This window comes from Pseudoduganella ginsengisoli, assembly GCF_009720865.1.
Taxonomy (GTDB): Bacteria; Pseudomonadota; Gammaproteobacteria; order Burkholderiales; family Burkholderiaceae_D; genus Rugamonas; species Rugamonas ginsengisoli.
In genome coordinates, this window is record NZ_WNLA01000011.1 from 64,082 (window position 1) to 80,126 (window position 16,045).

The window sequence follows — 16,045 nt, forward strand, 5'->3', positions numbered from 1 at the left end:
CGTGTAATCAGAACAATTCGTTTTTCACCGCATCCTTGGCTTTTTCCTCCGCCGGCGTGCCCCGTGAAGCGCCCTCCAGACTCTGCACCCCCATCCCTGGTGGATTTTCCGCGTAGTAATACTCGCCATCCACCACCATCATGCCCTCGGGAACCGGGCGCTCTTCAATCGGGATATTTTTCAGCGCTTTTTGCATGTAGCCGATCCAGATCGGCAGCGCCAGGCCGCCGCCCGTCTCTTTATTACCCAGGTTGCGCGGCTGGTCGAAGCCGATCCACGCGACCGCCACCAATTTCGACTGGTAGCCGGCAAACCATGCATCGATGGAATCGTTGGTGGTGCCCGTCTTGCCCGCGATATCCGGACGCTTCAGCACCAACGCCTTGGTCGCGGTACCGTACTTGACGACGTCCTTCATCATGGAATCCATCAGGAACGCATTGCGCTCATCAATGACCCTGTTGGCGGGATCGCCTGCGCGGTCCGGCGACGCTTGCGACAGCACTTTGCCGTTCGAGTCCGTCACCTTGGAAATCAGGTAAGGCGTGACTTTATAGCCGCCGTTGGCAAAGACGGCATACGCGCCCGCTTCCTGCAGCGGCGTCACGGCGCCCGCGCCCAGCGCCAGCGTCAGGTAAGGCGGGTTCTTTTCCGCGTCAAAGCCAAAGCGGGTCGTATATTCCTGGCCGTATTTGGCGCCGATGCGGTGCAGGATACGGATGGAAATCATGTTTTTCGACTTGGTCAGGCCCTTGCGCATCGTCATCGGGCCTTCGTACTTGCCGTCGTAGTTCTTCGGTTCCCACGCCTGGCCGCCGGTCTGGCCCGCGTCGAACGAGATCGGTGCGTCATTGATGACGGTCGAAGGCGACAAGCCCCGCTCCAGCGATGCCGAGTAAATAAACGGTTTAAAGGACGAACCCGGCTGGCGCCACGCCTGCGTCACGTGGTTGAACTTGTTGCGGTTGAAATCGAAGCCGCCGACCAGCGCCTTGATGGCGCCATCTTCCGTCGAGGCCGACACAAAGGCCGATTCGACTTCCGGCATTTGCGTGATTTCCCAATCTTTGCCTTCCTGGTGCACGCGAATCACAGCGCCACGGCGGATGCGTTTATTCGGTGCAGCTTTATCCGTCAGCCACGAGCGGGCCGCTTCCAGCCCTTCGCCGGTAATCGTGATTTCTTCGCCCGACGCGGTCACGGCCACCACCTTGGTAGGCGACACTTGCAGCACCATGGCCGCCACGATGTCGTCGCTATCCGGACGGCCCGCCAGTTCCGTTTCAATGGCTTCGTCGGCTTCTTCTTTATTGGCCGGGATATCGATATACGCTTCCGGGCCCCGGTAAGCGTGGCGTTTTTCATAATCCATCACGCCACGGCGCAGCGCCAGGTAGGCGGCATCCTGGTCGGCCTTGGTAATGGTGGTGAATACGTTCAAGCCGCGCGTGTACGTATCTTCCTTGAATTGTTCATACACCAGCTGGCGCGCCATTTCCGCCACATATTCCGCGTGGACGCCGAAATCGCTGCTGTCGGTCTTGGTTTTCAATTGCTCGTTTTTTGCCGCCACATACTGCGCTTCCGTGATGTAGCCCAAGTCGCGCATGCGCTGCAAAATGTATTGCTGGCGGGTGCGGGCACGCTTCGGATTGACTACCGGGTTATACGCGGATGGCGCTTTGGGCAAACCGGCCAGCATCGCGGCTTCCGCAATGCTAATGTCTTTTAAATTCTTGCCGAAATAAATCTGGGCAGCGGATGAAAAGCCGTATGCGCGCTGGCCCAGATAAATCTGGTTCATATAAACCTCGAGGATCTGGTCTTTCGTCAGGTTTTTCTCGATTTTCCAGGCCAGCAGCATTTCATACAATTTACGCTTGAACGTTTGCTCGCTGGACAAGAAGAAGTTGCGGGCGACTTGCTGTGTGATGGTCGATGCGCCCTGGCGTGCGCCGCCCGTCGCATTGTGGACGGCCGCGCGCAAGATGCCTGTGTAATCGACGCCGCCGTGCTCATAGAAGTTGCTGTCTTCAATCGCCAGCACGGCTTTTTTCATCACGTCGGGGATGTCTTTGATGCGCACCAGATTACGGCGTTCTTCGCCGAATTCGCCGATCAGTACGCCGTCGGCTGAAAAGATTCGCAGCGGCATTTTAGGACGGTAATCCGTCAGGGAATCCAGCTCCGGCAAATTCGGATAAGCCAGCGCCAGGCCGAATACCAGCAACAGCACACCTGCCAGCACCAGGCCGGCGATGGAGGCGAGGACGGTAAATAGCAGGCCGCGCGAACGGGCTGGATTGTCATTGGCAGCAGTGGTCATGCAAGTGGTCTTTCCAGTCTGTGAGTCCGGGCCATTATAAGCGAGGCATGATAGCTTGCGGCGTGCATAGCGGACAGACAACAGGCATGAAATATTTACTATGAGCAACTAAATAAGTGAGTTGAAATCATGGCCACAGAGTGGATTTCAAGTGTGGTACAGGGTGCACAAATGAGCAATTGTGCACGGCAGAAATACCTTTACACTCGCTCAGCCTTATTGCTAGCATCTGATGTACCGTCCCCTTTTTGCCCTCTCCTTATGCGATCAATAATAGTGTGTGACCAGCTGCAACATGGCAGGAACCCGCTATGAACCTGGACCTGAGCACACTGTTCGGCAGGGGCAATGCGCCGCTGGTTGGGGTCGACATCAGCACGTCGAGTGTGCGGCTGGTGGAACTGGCCCAGGGCGGCAAGGAAGGGTTGCGGCTGGAACGCTACGCGACGGAACCCCTGCCGCGCGGCGCCGTGATTGACGGCAATATCGAAAACCTCGACCAGGTGGTGGACGCGCTGCGCCGCGTGTGGAAGAAAAGCGGCACCCGCGCCAAACTGGTTGCGCTGGGGATGCCGCCGGCTTCCGTCATCACGAAGAAAATCACTTTGCCGGCTGGTATGTCGGAAGACCAGCTGGAAGTGCAGGTCGAATCGGAAGCCAGCCAATATATTCCGTTTGCGCTCGATGAAGTCAGCCTCGACTTCGACGTGATTGGTCCGTCGCCTGCGTCGGAAGACGATGTCGAAGTGCTGCTGGCAGCGTCGCGCCGCGAAAAAGTCGAAGACCGCGTGGCCATTGCGGAAGCATCCGGCCTGAAAGCTGCCGTAATGGACATTGAATCGTATGCGGCGCGCGCCGCGCTGGACCGGGTGCTGGCCCAGGTACCGGGCGGCAATGCGGGCCAGATCGTTGCGCTGTTCCAGATTGGCGCGCAAGTCACGCATATATCCGTGCTGCTTGATGGCGTTGCGATTTATGAGCGGGAACAGCCATTTGGCGGCAATACGCTGACCCAGGACATCGTCCGCGCATATGGTTTGTCTTATGACGAAGCGGAAGCAAAAAAGAAGTCCGGCGACTTGCCGGACAGTTACGCAAACGACATCCTGGCGCCATTCCTGGAAAGCGCCGCGCTGGAAGTCACACGCGCCATTCAATTCTTTTACACGTCCACCCCGTATACCAAAGTCGACCAGATATACCTGGCCGGCGGCTGCGCATTGATTCCCGGCTTGCTCGATATCGTGGCCAGCCGCACCAAGATCAATTCCGCCGTGATTTCCCCATTCAAGGGCATGGTGCTGGGACCGGGTGTGCGTGAGCAGGCGCTGCGCAGCGAAGCGCCGGCCTATCTGGTGGCTTGCGGGCTGGCATTGCGGAGGTTCGGCTGATGATCCGGATTAACCTGCTCCCGCACCGCGAGGAAAAGCGCAAACAGAAAAAAGCCGCGTTTTACGCGCTGATGGCATTGGGCGCGCTGATCGGCGCCGGCGTTGTGCTGGTGGTGGGCGGCTATAACGCACGCGCCATTGCGATCCAGGAACAGCGCAACCAGGCCATCAAGGACGCCATCGTGGTGCTGGATAAAAAGATTGCAGAAATCGCCACGTTGAAGCAAGAAATCGAAGCGCTGAAAGCGCGCCAGCAAGCTGTCGAAGATTTGCAGGGCGACCGCAACCAGCCTGTTTACCTGCTCGATGAACTGGTCAAGCAAACGCCGCCCGGCGTGTACCTGAAGAGCTTTAAGCAAGACGGGCAGCGCGTGGTCATGCAAGGCTTTGCGCAATCGCAGGAGCGCGTGTCGGAATTGCTGCGCAACGTGTCGAGCGTGTCGCCGTGGCTGGAAAAACCGGACCTGGTGGAAGTGAAGGCCACGGGCCTGGGCCAGGGCAAGACAGCGAAAAAAGTCGTGGAATTTAATTTGATCGTCAGCATCAAGCGTCCGCGCGACAAGGAACAACTGGAAGACGGCAAGCCGGGCAAACCCGGGGATCACAAGCCGGCCGCTACGATGGCGAGTGCGGGCAATGTTCCCGCCAAGCCCTGAGCAGAGAACGATATGGCCATCGACGTCAAACAATTAAGCGATTCGCTGCAAGCCCAGTTCCAGGGCTTGAATGGCCGCCATCCCGGCATGTGGCCGCTGGCGCCCCGCATCCTGTGCACGGTGGGCGTGGTGCTGGCCGTGGTGGGGGCAGGGTATTTCGGCTATTGGAGCGGCCAGTTCGACGAACAGGAAGCCGGCGCGGCCAAGGAAGCCAAGCTGAAAGCCGAATATACGGAAAAATCGCAGCAAGCCGTCAACCTGGAAGCGCTGCGCGCGCAAAAAGTGCAGGTCGACCAGTATGTGGAGCGCCTGCAAAAGCAATTGCCAAGCAAGGCGGAAATGGCGGCGCTGTTGTCGGATATTAACCAGGCGGGCCTGGGCCGTGGTTTGCAGTTTGAACTGTTCAAGCCGGGCCAGGTGGTGGTCAAGGATTATTACGCGGAACTGCCGATCAATATCAAGGTGACGGGCAATTACCATGACATAGGCGCCTTTGCCAGCGACATGGCCAATCTGCCCCGCATTGTCACGTTGAATAACATGCAGCTGGCGTCGCCTGTTTCCGGCGGCAATATCCTGACCCTCGATGCCGTGGCCAAGACCTTCCGCTACCTGGATCCGGAAGAAGTGGCAGCGCAGCGCAAGGCGGCGGCAGACAAGAAAAAGGCGGCGAAACCATGAAGCGCGTCTCCATCACGTCAATGACGCTGGCCATGGCGCTGGCCGGGTGCGGCGACAGCGATGTCCAGGAAGTCAAAGACTGGATGAAACACACGGACAGCCAGGCCCATGTGGCCGTCAAGCCGATTTCCGAACCCAAAACGTTTATCCCGTTCGCCTATAGCGCGGCAGGGGAAGTGGACCCGTTCAACCAGAACAAGTTGCTGGCCGAACTGGCCCGCCAGGCCAATGCCGGTGGCGGCGTGCGCCCTGATACGACGCGCCGCAAGGAATTCCTCGAAGGTTTTCCGCTTGACGCCATGAAAATGGTGGGGACGCTGGAAAAATCCCAAACCATGTTTGCACTCTTGCAAATCGATAAATCTGTGTACCAGGTGCGTCCCGGCCAGCATCTCGGTCAAAACTTCGGCCTCATTACTGCCGTGACGGACGATAGCATCACCGTCAAGGAAATCGTGCAGGATGCCACTGGCGACTGGATCGAACGCATGTCCAAGTTGGAGTTGCAGGAAAGTAAGGAGAGCAACAAATGAGCCCCCTCATCACTTCTGCCTCGCCACGGCCGGCCTGGGCAGGTTGGCGCCCGGTGCTTGCACTGGCTGCCGCAGCGTTGCTGGCGCAGCCTGCGATGGCCCAGCAGCCCGCCGCGATGCCATCCGCGCAGTCAGTGCAGTCCGCTGCCATGGCTGCCAATGCCATTGAATCCGTGACGGCCAACCAGCAGGGCGCCAATGTGATCGTCAAGATCGCCATGAAAAATGCGCCGGAAAAATTGCCGATGGGATTTACCATCACCAATCCCGCGCGCATTGCGCTGGACTTTGGCGCCACCGTGAATTTGACGGGCAAAAACACGTTTGAATTTAACCAGGGTGATTTGCGCAGCGTGAATGTGGTGCAGGCCGGCGAGCGCTCGCGCCTCGTGTTCAACCTGAAGCGCACGCTGAACTATGCGGCGGTCATTGACGGCAATGCCATCATCGTGACCATCGATGGTTCCGGCGGCCTGGCCACGGCAGTCGATTCCACCGGCTTGCCGGTGGCGCAAGCCAAGCCTGCGGCGCACAAGCAATTGCTGCGCGACCTGGACTTCCGCCGCGGCGTCAATGGCGAAGGCCGCATCGTCGTGGATTTGCCTAACAGCCAGGTTGCCGTCGATGTGCGCGCCAATGCCAGCGGCGTGGTGGTGGATTTCCTGAAAACCGGTTTGCCGGAAACCCTGCGCCGCCGCCTGGACGTGACGGACTTCGGCACGCCGGTGAAGCAAATCACCACGGTGCCGCAGGGCGACAACGTGCGCATGACGATCGAAGCCAAAGGCTTATGGGAACAAAGCGTCTACCAGAGCGATACGCAGCTGGTGGTCGATGTGCGCCCGCTGAAGGAAGACCCGAACAAGCTGACGCAGGGCACGCAGGGCTACCGCGGCGAAAAGCTGTCGTTCAATTTCCAGAACGTGGAAGTGCGGGCCGCGCTGCAAGCCATTGCCGATATCTCCGGCCTGAACATCATCACCAGCGACAGCGTGTCGGGCAACCTGACGTTGCGCCTGCGTGAAGTGCCGTGGGACCAGGCGCTCGACGTGGTGCTGCAAGCGAAGGGCCTGGACATGCGCAAGAATGGCTCCGTGCTGTGGATCGCGCCGAAGGAAGAATTGCTGACCAAGGAAAAGCTGGAACTGGAACAGCGCGCGCAAATTGCCGACCTGGAACCGCTGAAATCGGAAATCTTCCAGCTCAATTACCAGAAGGCCGAGTCATTCAAGACGGTTTTTGGCCTCGATGGCGCGGACAGCAAGAACCGCATTTTGTCCAAGCGGGGCAGCGCGATTATCGAGCCGCGCACCAACCAGCTGTTTGTGACGGATATCGCATCGAAGCTGGAAGATATCCGCAAGCTGATTGCCAAGACGGATATCGCGTCCAAGCAAGTGCTGATTGAAGCGCGCATCGTCGAAGCGTCGGATTCGTTCACCAAGAACCTGGGCGCGAAACTGGGCTTCGCGGATTTGCGCACGTTGCGCGGCGGCGATACGGGCTACCAGATCGGCAACACCAACAACCGCATTGCCATCGGCGGCAATTTGACGGGCGTGGGCCAGGTGACGGGCCAGACGCCGGACAAGGGCGACGGCTATACGAATTCCACGTTCCTGAATTTGCCGGCCGCGCCCATCAATGGCCTGTCGGCGGCAAACCTGGCCGTCAGCCTGTTCTCGTCGGCGGCTAACCGTTTCCTGAACCTGGAATTGTCCGCGCTGGAAGCCGATGGCAATGGCAAGATCATTTCCAGCCCGCGCGTGGTGACAGCCGATAAAGCCATCGCCACCATTGAACAGGGCCTGGAATTGCCTTACCAGGTGGCGACCAGCAGCGGCGCCACGTCGATCGTGTTCCGCAAGGCGAACTTGCGGCTGGAAGTCACGCCGCAAATCACGCCGGACGGCAATGTCGTGATTGACGTGGACGTCAACAAGGATAGCGTGGGCCAGGAAACCCGCGCGGGTTTCGCCATCGACACCAAGCACGTGAAAACACAAGTGATGGTGGAAAATGGCGGCACCGTCGTCCTGGGCGGCATCTATCAGCAAATCGAGCGCACGACGATTTCCAAGGTGCCGGTGCTGGGCGATGTGCCGGTATTGGGCATGCTGTTCAAGAACACGGGCCGCACCAATGAAAAAACCGAGCTGCTAGTGTTTATTACGCCGAAGATTGTCGCCGAACGTCTTTCGGCACGATAATGCAGGCCAGAGAGGAAATCCATGTATAAAACGACAACTGGTTTCATCAAGTCAATCAGGCAATGGCTGGCGCTGCTGTGCTGCGCCACGCTGCTGGCGGCTTGCGGGGGCGGCGGCGGCAATCCCGGCTCGACCACGGGCAATCCCTCGGGCACGGGCAATACGCCCAAAGTCGCCAGTATTGTGCTGATTTCCAGCGCGGATACCATTGCCTCGTCCGGTGCAGACGGCACGGAAGTGACACTGTCGGCGCTGGTCAAGGATGCCAATAACCTGGTGATGGAAAACCAGAATGTCGATTTCAAGGCGGATTCCGGCAATATCGTGCCGGTTAAACTCATCACGGACAATACCGGCATGGCCACGGCCAAGCTCAACGTGAAGGGCGACGCCACGCTGCGCACGATTACCGTGACGGCCACCGTGGGCGGTATTTCCACCACGAAAAAAATCCAGGTGGTGGCCAATGTCCCGCCGCCGACGCCGACCGCCACCATGACCTTGGTGAACAGTTCCGGTGTGGCCAGCAGTTCGCTGTCGGCAGCCACGCCGCTGACGGCCCGCACCTCCGTGCGCGACAAGGACAACAAACCCGTTGCCAATGCGCTGGTGACGTACACGGCCGATTCCGCCCTGGTGGCGTTCTCGCCGTCGGTCGGCACCGCGTTGACGGACGCCAACGGCCTGGCCGAAGTCACGTTGCGCCCGGCCAGCTTGTCGGTTTCCGGCGCCGGTACCGTCAATGCCGCAGTCTCCGTGGCGGGCACGGCGCTGACCACATCCGCCAATTTCAGCGTGGGCGCCACGGCGATTACGCTGGGGCCGCTGAACCTGTCGTCCACCAGCATTCCGGCTTATGGCTCGACCATCATTACTGTCGACGTCCTGGCCGGCGCCGCCAAATATACGGAACAGCAACTGAACATTGCGTTTGCCTCGAATTGCGTATCGGCAGGCAAAGCCACGCTGGCCGCCACCGTGCCGACCTCGAACGGCACCGCGCAAGTGGTGTACCGCGACCAGGGCTGCGGCAATACCGACCAGATCACGGCGTCGGCGTCCGGCATCAGCAAATCCAGCACGGCCAGCCTCGCTATTGCCGCGCCGCAAGCCGCGTCGATCCAGTTCTCGGCTGCCTCGCCGGTGGACCGTTCGATCGTCATCAAAGGACAGGGCGGGATCGGCCGCACGGAAACTGCCACCCTGACGTTCAAGGTATTCGACACGTTCGGCAAGCCGCTGGCCGGCCAGAACGTGAAGTTCTCCACCGCGTCCACCAATGTGACTATCAACAAGGCCAGCGACAGCACCGATGCCAATGGCGAAGTCATCACGACGGTCAATTCCGGCTCGGTGCCGACGTCGTTCCGCATTATCGCCACGCTCGACAATGGCGCATCGACCACGTCCGATTCCATCGTGGTGACCACGGGCGCGCCGGTTCAGCGCGCGTTCTCGCTGTCAGTTGGCAAACCCAATGTGGAAGGCTGGTCCAATGATGATGTGGCGGCGACCACGGTCAATGTGCTGGTGGCGGACCAGGCCGGCAATCCCGTGCCGGATGGCTTGCCGGTCGTCTTCCAGACCAACCTGGGCGCGATTGGTTCGTCCGACAAAGGCGGCTGCAATACCACCAATGGCGGCTGCTCGGTGAATTACCGCTCCCAGGCGCCGCGCATTGCCACCGAGCTGAACTCGCCGGCGACGCCGTGCAATACGTTGGCGACCGGCCCCGAGAAAAATGATTCGGCCCGCATCGGCCTGGCCACCGTGTGCGCCAGCACCACGACCAGTACCGGTACCCTGTACCGGAAGACCAGCATTTTCCTGTCCGGCAGTGTCGCTGAAAATGTGTATATGTCGACCCCGACCGGCGCCACGAAGCTGAGCACGAAAGACGTCACGGACCTGGGCACGGTGAAGTCCACGGAATCCCGGGTCTTCATCCTGCAGTTGAATGACGTCAACAATAATCCGATGCCGGCCGGCACGGCGGTGGAAATCACCAGCGTCGTCAATGCCGTGGCCATCGGCGTCGCGCCGGCGACCGTACAAAGCGTGTTCCCCCATACGGACACCGCGGACGTGGCCGGCGGCCTTGGCTTGGATGACAACAATATCCGGCAGGGTTCGTATCATCAAATTTCGATTGGCAGCGCCCAGGCAAAACCGTGTCTGACCGCGCTGGACAGCACATTCAGTGTGAGGGTAACCACGCCTAAAGGGAGTGTGACTTCGTATCCGTTTAAACTAGCGTTCTCGTGTCCGTAATGATGTCCATAAGACAGGATCCATAAAACGCTACGCGCGCCGGCCTCGAGCCGGCGTTCGTGTTTTCAGAAAAGTTGGTTCAAGTGGCAGAAACTTATCGAGGTAACATCTTTCTTGTGGGGCTGATGGGGGCAGGTAAAACCACCATCGGGCGCCTGCTGGCGCGCAAGCTGGGCATGCAATTCATCGATTCCGACCATGAAATCGAAGCCCGTACGGGCGCGTCGATCCCGTGGATTTTTGAAATCGAAGGGGAGCAAAGCTTTCGCCGCCGCGAAGCGGAAGTCATCCGCGAGCTGACGGCGCAGTCCGGTATTGTGCTGGCCACGGGCGGCGGCGCCATCCTGAATCCGCAATCGCGCCAGTTTTTGCGCGAACGGGGCACGGTGATTTACTTGCGCGCAAGCATCACCAGCATCTTGCAGCGCACGGCGCATGACAAGAACCGGCCGCTGCTGCAAACCGCCGATCCGCGCAAAAAGCTGGAAGAATTGATGGCGCAGCGCGAACCGCTATATGAGGAATTGGCGCACCTGGTCGTCGATACCGGCCGACCTAACGTACAATCGATGGTTCACATGATTTTGAACCAGTTGGATGCCCGGGCTTGCGAGTCGGCGCCCAACTGCATCACGGAAGCACAACCTTCGATGACTGAACAAACCACCATCCTCTTGAACGTTGATTTGGGCGAGCGCAGCTATCCCATTTCCATTGCCCCATCGCAACTGGACGATGGCGCGCTGCTGGCCCGCCACGTCACGGGCAGCAAGGTCGCCATTGTCACCAACACCACCGTGGCGCCGCTGTACCTGGACAAGGTCAAGGCTCCGCTGTTGGCGCAGGGCAAGCAAGTGATCGACATCATCTTGCCGGATGGCGAAGAGTACAAGAACTGGGCCAGCCTGATGCAAGTGTTCGACGCCTTGCTGGCCAACAAGGCCGACCGCAAATGCACGCTGATCGCACTGGGCGGCGGCGTGATTGGCGATTTGACGGGCTATGCGGCGGCCAGCTACATGCGCGGCGTGGACTTCATTCAAGTGCCGACCACCTTGCTGTCGCAAGTGGATTCGTCGGTGGGCGGCAAGACGGGCATCAACCACCCGCTGGGCAAAAACATGATTGGCGCGTTTTACCAGCCGCGCGTCGTGATTGCCGACACGTCGACCCTGGAAACCTTGCCGGACCGCGAACTGTCGGCCGGCCTGGCGGAAGTCATCAAGCACGGCGCCATCATTGACGCGGAATTCTTTGACTGGATCGAAGCCAATATCGGCAAGCTGGTGGCGCGCGACAAGGCATCGCTGGCGTACGCGATTGCCCGCTCGTGCGAAATCAAGGCAGACGTCGTGCGCCAGGATGAACGCGAAGGCGGCTTGCGCGCAATCCTGAATTTCGGCCACACGTTTGGCCACGCGATTGAAGCGGGCCTCGGTTATGGCGAATGGCTGCACGGCGAAGCGGTCGGCTGCGGCATGGTGATGGCGGCAGACTTGTCGCACCGTATGGGCTTCATCGATGCGGACACGGTGCAGCGCGTGCGCAAGCTGGTGAAAGCAGCGGGCTTGCCCACCGTGGCGCCGGACCTGGGCGTGCAGCGCTGGCTGGAACTGATGGAAGTCGACAAAAAGAATGAAGGCGGCGCCATCAAGTTCATTTTGCTGAAACCATTGGGCAAACCATCGATTACCAATGCGCCGCAGGACTTGCTGCTGGCCACCCTGGACGCCTGCATAAAGGAATAAGGAATGAGCTACGAAACCCACCTCGCACCCTATGCCGTACAGTCGGACAAGGACGCGGGGCGGCGTTTCGAAGAAGCTCCGCACGCGTCGCGCAGCCAGTTCCAGCGCGACCGTGACCGCATCATCCATTCCACGGCATTCCGCCGCCTCGAATACAAAACCCAGGTCTTCCTCAATCACGAGGGCGATCTGTTCCGCACCCGCCTCACGCACAGCCTCGAAGTGGCGCAAATCGGCCGCTCGCTGGCGCGCAACCTGCGCCTCAATGAAGACCTGGTGGAAGCTGTCGCGCTGGCCCACGACCTGGGCCACACGCCGTTTGGCCACGTGGGACAGGACGTATTGAACGAATGCATGCACGGCTATGGCGGCTTCGAGCACAACTTGCAAAGCTTGCGGGTCGTCGACGAACTGGAAGAAATGTATGGCGCGTTCGATGGCTTGAACTTGATGTTTGCCACGCGCGAAGGGATTTTAAAGCACTGCTCGCTGAATAATGCGAAGTTGCTGGGCCCCGTTGCGCAGCGCTTTATCGACCGCACGCAGCCATCGCTGGAAGCGCAGCTGACCAACCTGGCCGATGAAATCGCGTACAACAGCCACGATATCGATGATGGCTTGCGCTCCGGCCTGATCACCATCGGGCAGCTGGAACAGGTGGATTTCTTTGCCCGCATCTGGCATGACGTGCAGCGCAGCCATCCGGGGCTGGCGGGGCGGCGCGCCATCTATGAAACCTTGCGCCGCGTGATTACCGCGCTGGCCGATGATTTGCTGGCGACGTCGCGCGAACTGCTGCTTGAAGCCGCGCCCAAGAGTATTGAAGACGTGCGCGCGGCGCCGCCATTGATCCGCTTTTCGCCGCAAATGCGCAAGGATGCGACGGAGCTGAAACGGTTCCTGCGCGCGAATCTCTATTCGCATTACAAAGTCAACCGCATGCGCGTGAAAGCCAGCCGCGTTATCCGGGAATTGTATGAAGCATTCATGCAAGACCCGGTGCTGCTGCCGCCGGATTACCAGGACAAGTCCGGCGATGCACACAGGCAGGCGCGCAAGATTGCCGATTACATTGCGGGGATGACGGACCGGTATGCGTTCAAGGAGTACCGGCGTTTGTTTTCGATGGATGAGTTGTAATTACAGCAAACGCCCCTGGGCGTCGCCAGAGTTGCCCAGCACATCGAGCAACAGCTTCTTGACCGGCGCCGGCAACGCCGCATCCCCCAGCTTGGCCGCATCGAGCCACACATAACGCCCATCACTGGCCATCGGCGCGCGCTGCCGCAGCGTCACCAGCAGCGGCGCAATGTGCAGCTTATAGTGGGTGAACACATGCGTGACATTCAACAGCCGTTCATGCGTATCGATGGCGCCGAACGGCTGCACTGCCGCCAGCAGCGCGGCATCGTCCACGGCAGGAATGGCGTCATCTGCGGCAGGCGTGTGGCCATCGAGTTCCGGCAGCGACAATAAGCCGCCCCAGATACCGGTAGCCGGGCGCTGTTCCAGCAACACTTGTCCGCCATGCACGATGGCCAGCATCACCGCATGCTTTTCCGGCGACGCTTTTTTCGGCTTGCGCACGGGCAGGTCTTTCACACGGCCGGTGGCAAATGCCACGCAGCGCGGTTGCATCGGGCAGCGCGTGCAGTCGGGGCTGGAGCGCGTGCACAAGGTCGCACCCATATCCATCAAGCCCTGCGTGTAGGACTCGATGCCCGTTTCAGGCAACAGCGCTTCGGCCCGCAGCCACATGGCCGCTTCCGTCTTTTTTTCGCCAGGGAAGCTGTCGATGCCAAACACGCGGGCAAACACGCGCTTGACGTTGCCATCCATGATGGCGGCCCTGGCGCCATAGGAAAACGCGGCAATGGCGGCAGCCGTCGAACGGCCGATGCCGGGCAATTCCGCCAGCAGCACCGGATCGGACGGGAAGATGCCGCCATGCTTTTCCATGACTTGCTGCGCGCATTTGTGCAAGTTGCGGGCCCGCGTGTAATAACCGAGGCCGCTCCACTGCGCCATCACATCTTCAACCGGCGCTTCCGCCAGCGATTGCAGCGTCGGGAAGCGCTCCAGGAAGCGCGCGTAATAACCAAGGACAGCGGATACCTGCGTTTGCTGCAGCATGATTTCCGACAGCCACACCAGGTATGCATTGCGCGTGTTTTGCCATGGCAGCGTGTGGCGGCCATGTTGCTGTTGCCAGGCGATCAGGGTGGCGGAAAAGGTGGGATCGGTGTAGTCCGCAGGTGTCAGCGGGTGGTTCAAGCGTTTCATCCCGCCATTTTACGCTGCCGCGTCCAGCTCCACGAATTCTGCATTGATGGCAATGCTGATGGCGCCAGACAGTTCAGACAACTGCACTTTTAATTGTTCCAATTCAGCCTGGCTTTGCTCGAACGCTTCGATTTTCTGTTCCAGGTCGTCCGTCGCATCGTGGATGCGCTGGATCGATGCCTGCCGGTGTTTCAATTGTTCCTTGTGCTGGCGGATTTGCGCCTCCAGCGGCGCCATGATGACTTTCAGCCATGCTTCCGCATCCGCATTGGCAGCCTTGAAACAGCGCTTGACGGACGATGCAATGGAATCAAAGAAGCGCTCGATCAGCACGACGCGGCTGGTGGTCAGCAGCGTCATCGTGCCGAATTGCTTGTCATAGATATCTTCGATGTCGGCGATTTCATCGCGGTATTTGTCGAGCGTGAACGCCATCGGCGGCGCCAGCGACAAGCCATGTTCGGCCGAGAATTTGCGGTACATGACATCCATCATGTCGCGGATTTCATCGATCTTGTGTTCGGACGCCAGCAAATCCTGGCGGATGCCGGCAAAGAATGCCTTGACGGCTTCGCGCATGCCCAGCGTAAAACGGCTGCGCGCCATGGCGTCGCGCACGGCAAGCACGTGGTCGCGCAAGATATCCATGCCCATGTTCGTGTACAGCTCCGTGGACAGCCGCGTAAACACGGCGCGCGTAGCCTGCAGCTTGAACAGGCTGCTGTCGAATTCTTTCTTTTCCGCTTCCACGCGCTTGACCATGTGCGCAATGACGCTCTGGTTCTTGCCCCGCAAGCTTTTTAATTCATGCAATTGTTCGACGATGCCCCGCATGCGGGCGCCAATCAGCGCCTGCTGCGCGGAAGACAGCGTATGCAAGTCATGCGCCAGCTGTTTGCGCACGATGTCTTTTTTTGCCGGTATCAATTCATCGAACAGCGCCCGTTCCAGTTCGCCCAGCCGGCTCTTTTGCAGCAAGCCCGCTTCATTGGTGATTTTCGCCACCAGCGCTTTTTGCGCGGACACGGGAAATACCTGGCGCGGTTCCAGCGACAGCATATGCGCCGCATGTTCCTGTTGCCGGCTGATGGCGCTGTTGACTTCCTCGTCGCTGCGCAACTCGTCCCACATGCTGTCGATTTTATTGAGCACGACGAGGCGGCCGGCGCCGCTGCCGATATGCTGGCGCCACACTTCGATATCGCTCTTGGTGACGCCCGTATCGGCAGCCAGGATAAACAGCACGGCGTGCGCGTGCGGGATCAAATTCAGCGTCAGTTCCGGTTCCGTGCCGATGGCGTTCAAACCCGGCGTATCGAGGATGACCAAACCCTGTTTCAGCAGTGGATGGGGGAAGTTGATGATGGCGTGGCGCCACAGCGAGATTTCCACGAGGCCGTCGTCATCCAGGGTAGCGGCCATGTCGGGATCGTTTTCATCGTACAGGCCATAGCGCTTGGCTTCTTCCACGCTGACATGGCGCGTCAGGCACACCTGGCGGAACACGTCGTGCATGGATTCCGGCGCCTCCAGGTCCAGTGGCAGCATGGTCCACGCGGACGCCTGTTCGCGGTAATCGCTGGTGGACAGGTTTTCCGCCCGCGTTTCTATCGGCAGCAGGCGGATGCATGGCGGCCATGCCGGGTCGTACAGCAATTCAGTCGGGCACATCGTGGTACGTCCCGCGGCGGACGGGAGGATGCGCTGGCCGTAATCGGCAAAGAAAATCGCGTTGATCAGTTCAGATTTGCCGCGCGAGAATTCCGCCACGAAGGCGACCGACAGCTTGTCATCGGACAGCCGCGCCAGCGTGCGGGCCAGGCGCTGTTCCGTGGCCGCATCGGCCAGCTCGGCGCTGGCGATCCAGGCCTGGTATCGTTTCAGGGCGGACATCACGCCGTGCCGCCACGCACTGTATTGTTCCAGGTCTTTTACCACCATATCAA

Annotated in this window: 11 protein-coding genes; 8 read left to right on the plus strand and 3 right to left on the minus strand. The window is 59.7% G+C overall.

The features are described from left to right. Positions 1-7 precede the first annotated feature (7 nt). Positions 8-2,326 carry a penicillin-binding protein 1A gene (locus tag GM668_RS16630; RefSeq protein ID WP_155440076.1) on the minus strand — a complete coding sequence of 773 codons (2,319 nt, stop codon included), beginning with the start codon at positions 2,324-2,326 and terminating at the stop codon, positions 8-10. 311 nt (positions 2,327-2,637) lie between these two features. Between GM668_RS16630 and GM668_RS16635 the strand changes: the two genes are divergently transcribed. The 8 genes from GM668_RS16635 to GM668_RS16670 all read left to right on the plus strand — a co-directional run bounded on the left by GM668_RS16635 (position 2,638) and on the right by GM668_RS16670 (position 12,956). After that, entirely contained in the window at positions 2,638-3,717 is a 1,080-nt protein-coding gene (locus tag GM668_RS16635; RefSeq protein ID WP_155440077.1) for a pilus assembly protein PilM, read from the plus strand. Continuing rightward, positions 3,717-4,373: a PilN domain-containing protein gene (locus GM668_RS16640; protein ID WP_155440078.1), complete on the plus strand. Its 657-nt coding sequence runs from the start codon at positions 3,717-3,719 to the stop codon at positions 4,371-4,373. Before GM668_RS16635 ends, GM668_RS16640 begins: the two co-directional genes overlap by 1 nt. A 12-nt stretch (positions 4,374-4,385) precedes the next feature. Beyond that, positions 4,386-5,054 carry a type IV pilus inner membrane component PilO gene (locus GM668_RS16645; RefSeq protein WP_155440079.1) on the plus strand — a complete coding sequence of 223 codons (669 nt, stop codon included), beginning with the start codon at positions 4,386-4,388 and terminating at the stop codon, positions 5,052-5,054. Continuing rightward, positions 5,051-5,587: a pilus assembly protein PilP gene (locus tag GM668_RS16650; protein ID WP_155440080.1), complete on the plus strand. Its 537-nt coding sequence runs from the start codon at positions 5,051-5,053 to the stop codon at positions 5,585-5,587. Before GM668_RS16645 ends, GM668_RS16650 begins: the two co-directional genes overlap by 4 nt. After that, positions 5,584-7,797, plus strand: a complete 2,214-nt coding sequence (locus GM668_RS16655; protein ID WP_155440081.1) for a type IV pilus secretin PilQ — start codon at positions 5,584-5,586, stop codon at positions 7,795-7,797. The genes GM668_RS16650 and GM668_RS16655 overlap by 4 nt, the downstream gene beginning before the upstream one ends. 21 nt (positions 7,798-7,818) lie before the next feature. After that, entirely contained in the window at positions 7,819-10,068 is a 2,250-nt protein-coding gene (locus GM668_RS16660) for an Ig-like domain-containing protein (protein ID WP_155440082.1), read from the plus strand. 125 nt (positions 10,069-10,193) lie between these two features. After that, a complete protein-coding gene (gene aroKB, locus GM668_RS16665) occupies positions 10,194-11,816 on the plus strand; it encodes a bifunctional shikimate kinase/3-dehydroquinate synthase AroKB (RefSeq protein ID WP_155440083.1) in 1,623 nt (540 codons plus the stop codon). Between the two features lie 3 nt (positions 11,817-11,819). Further along, on the plus strand, positions 11,820-12,956 hold the full coding sequence (locus GM668_RS16670; protein WP_155440084.1) for a deoxyguanosinetriphosphate triphosphohydrolase: 1,137 nt from the start codon (positions 11,820-11,822) through the stop codon (positions 12,954-12,956). On the opposite strand, the gene mutY is transcribed toward GM668_RS16670, so the two are convergent. Together mutY and GM668_RS16680 are read right to left on the minus strand one after the other, a co-directional pair. Continuing rightward, positions 12,957-14,099 (minus strand): A/G-specific adenine glycosylase, encoded by a 1,143-nt coding sequence (gene mutY, locus GM668_RS16675; protein ID WP_155440085.1) that lies wholly within the window; start codon positions 14,097-14,099, stop codon positions 12,957-12,959. A gap of 9 nt (positions 14,100-14,108) precedes the next feature. Beyond that, entirely contained in the window at positions 14,109-16,040 is a 1,932-nt protein-coding gene (locus tag GM668_RS16680) for a dynamin family protein (protein WP_155440086.1), read from the minus strand. Between the last annotated feature and the right edge of the window lie 5 nt (positions 16,041-16,045).

What these genes read in the sequence shown, in the direction of transcription:
- GM668_RS16635 (WP_155440077.1), top strand. Translation starts at nt 2,638, where the DNA reads ATGAACCTGGACCTGAGCACACTGTTCGGCAGGGGCAATGCGCCGCTG.
- GM668_RS16680 (WP_155440086.1), bottom strand. Translation starts at nt 16,040, where the DNA reads ATGGTGGTAAAAGACCTGGAACAATACAGTGCGTGGCGGCACGGCGTG.
- GM668_RS16630 (WP_155440076.1), bottom strand. Translation starts at nt 2,326, where the DNA reads ATGACCACTGCTGCCAATGACAATCCAGCCCGTTCGCGCGGCCTGCTA.
- GM668_RS16645 (WP_155440079.1), top strand. Translation starts at nt 4,386, where the DNA reads ATGGCCATCGACGTCAAACAATTAAGCGATTCGCTGCAAGCCCAGTTC.
- GM668_RS16650 (WP_155440080.1), top strand. Translation starts at nt 5,051, where the DNA reads ATGAAGCGCGTCTCCATCACGTCAATGACGCTGGCCATGGCGCTGGCC.
- GM668_RS16640 (WP_155440078.1), top strand. Translation starts at nt 3,717, where the DNA reads ATGATCCGGATTAACCTGCTCCCGCACCGCGAGGAAAAGCGCAAACAG.
- GM668_RS16660 (WP_155440082.1), top strand. Translation starts at nt 7,819, where the DNA reads ATGTATAAAACGACAACTGGTTTCATCAAGTCAATCAGGCAATGGCTG.
- aroKB (WP_155440083.1), top strand. Translation starts at nt 10,194, where the DNA reads ATGGGGGCAGGTAAAACCACCATCGGGCGCCTGCTGGCGCGCAAGCTG.
- mutY (WP_155440085.1), bottom strand. Translation starts at nt 14,099, where the DNA reads ATGAAACGCTTGAACCACCCGCTGACACCTGCGGACTACACCGATCCC.
- GM668_RS16655 (WP_155440081.1), top strand. Translation starts at nt 5,584, where the DNA reads ATGAGCCCCCTCATCACTTCTGCCTCGCCACGGCCGGCCTGGGCAGGT.
- GM668_RS16670 (WP_155440084.1), top strand. Translation starts at nt 11,820, where the DNA reads ATGAGCTACGAAACCCACCTCGCACCCTATGCCGTACAGTCGGACAAG.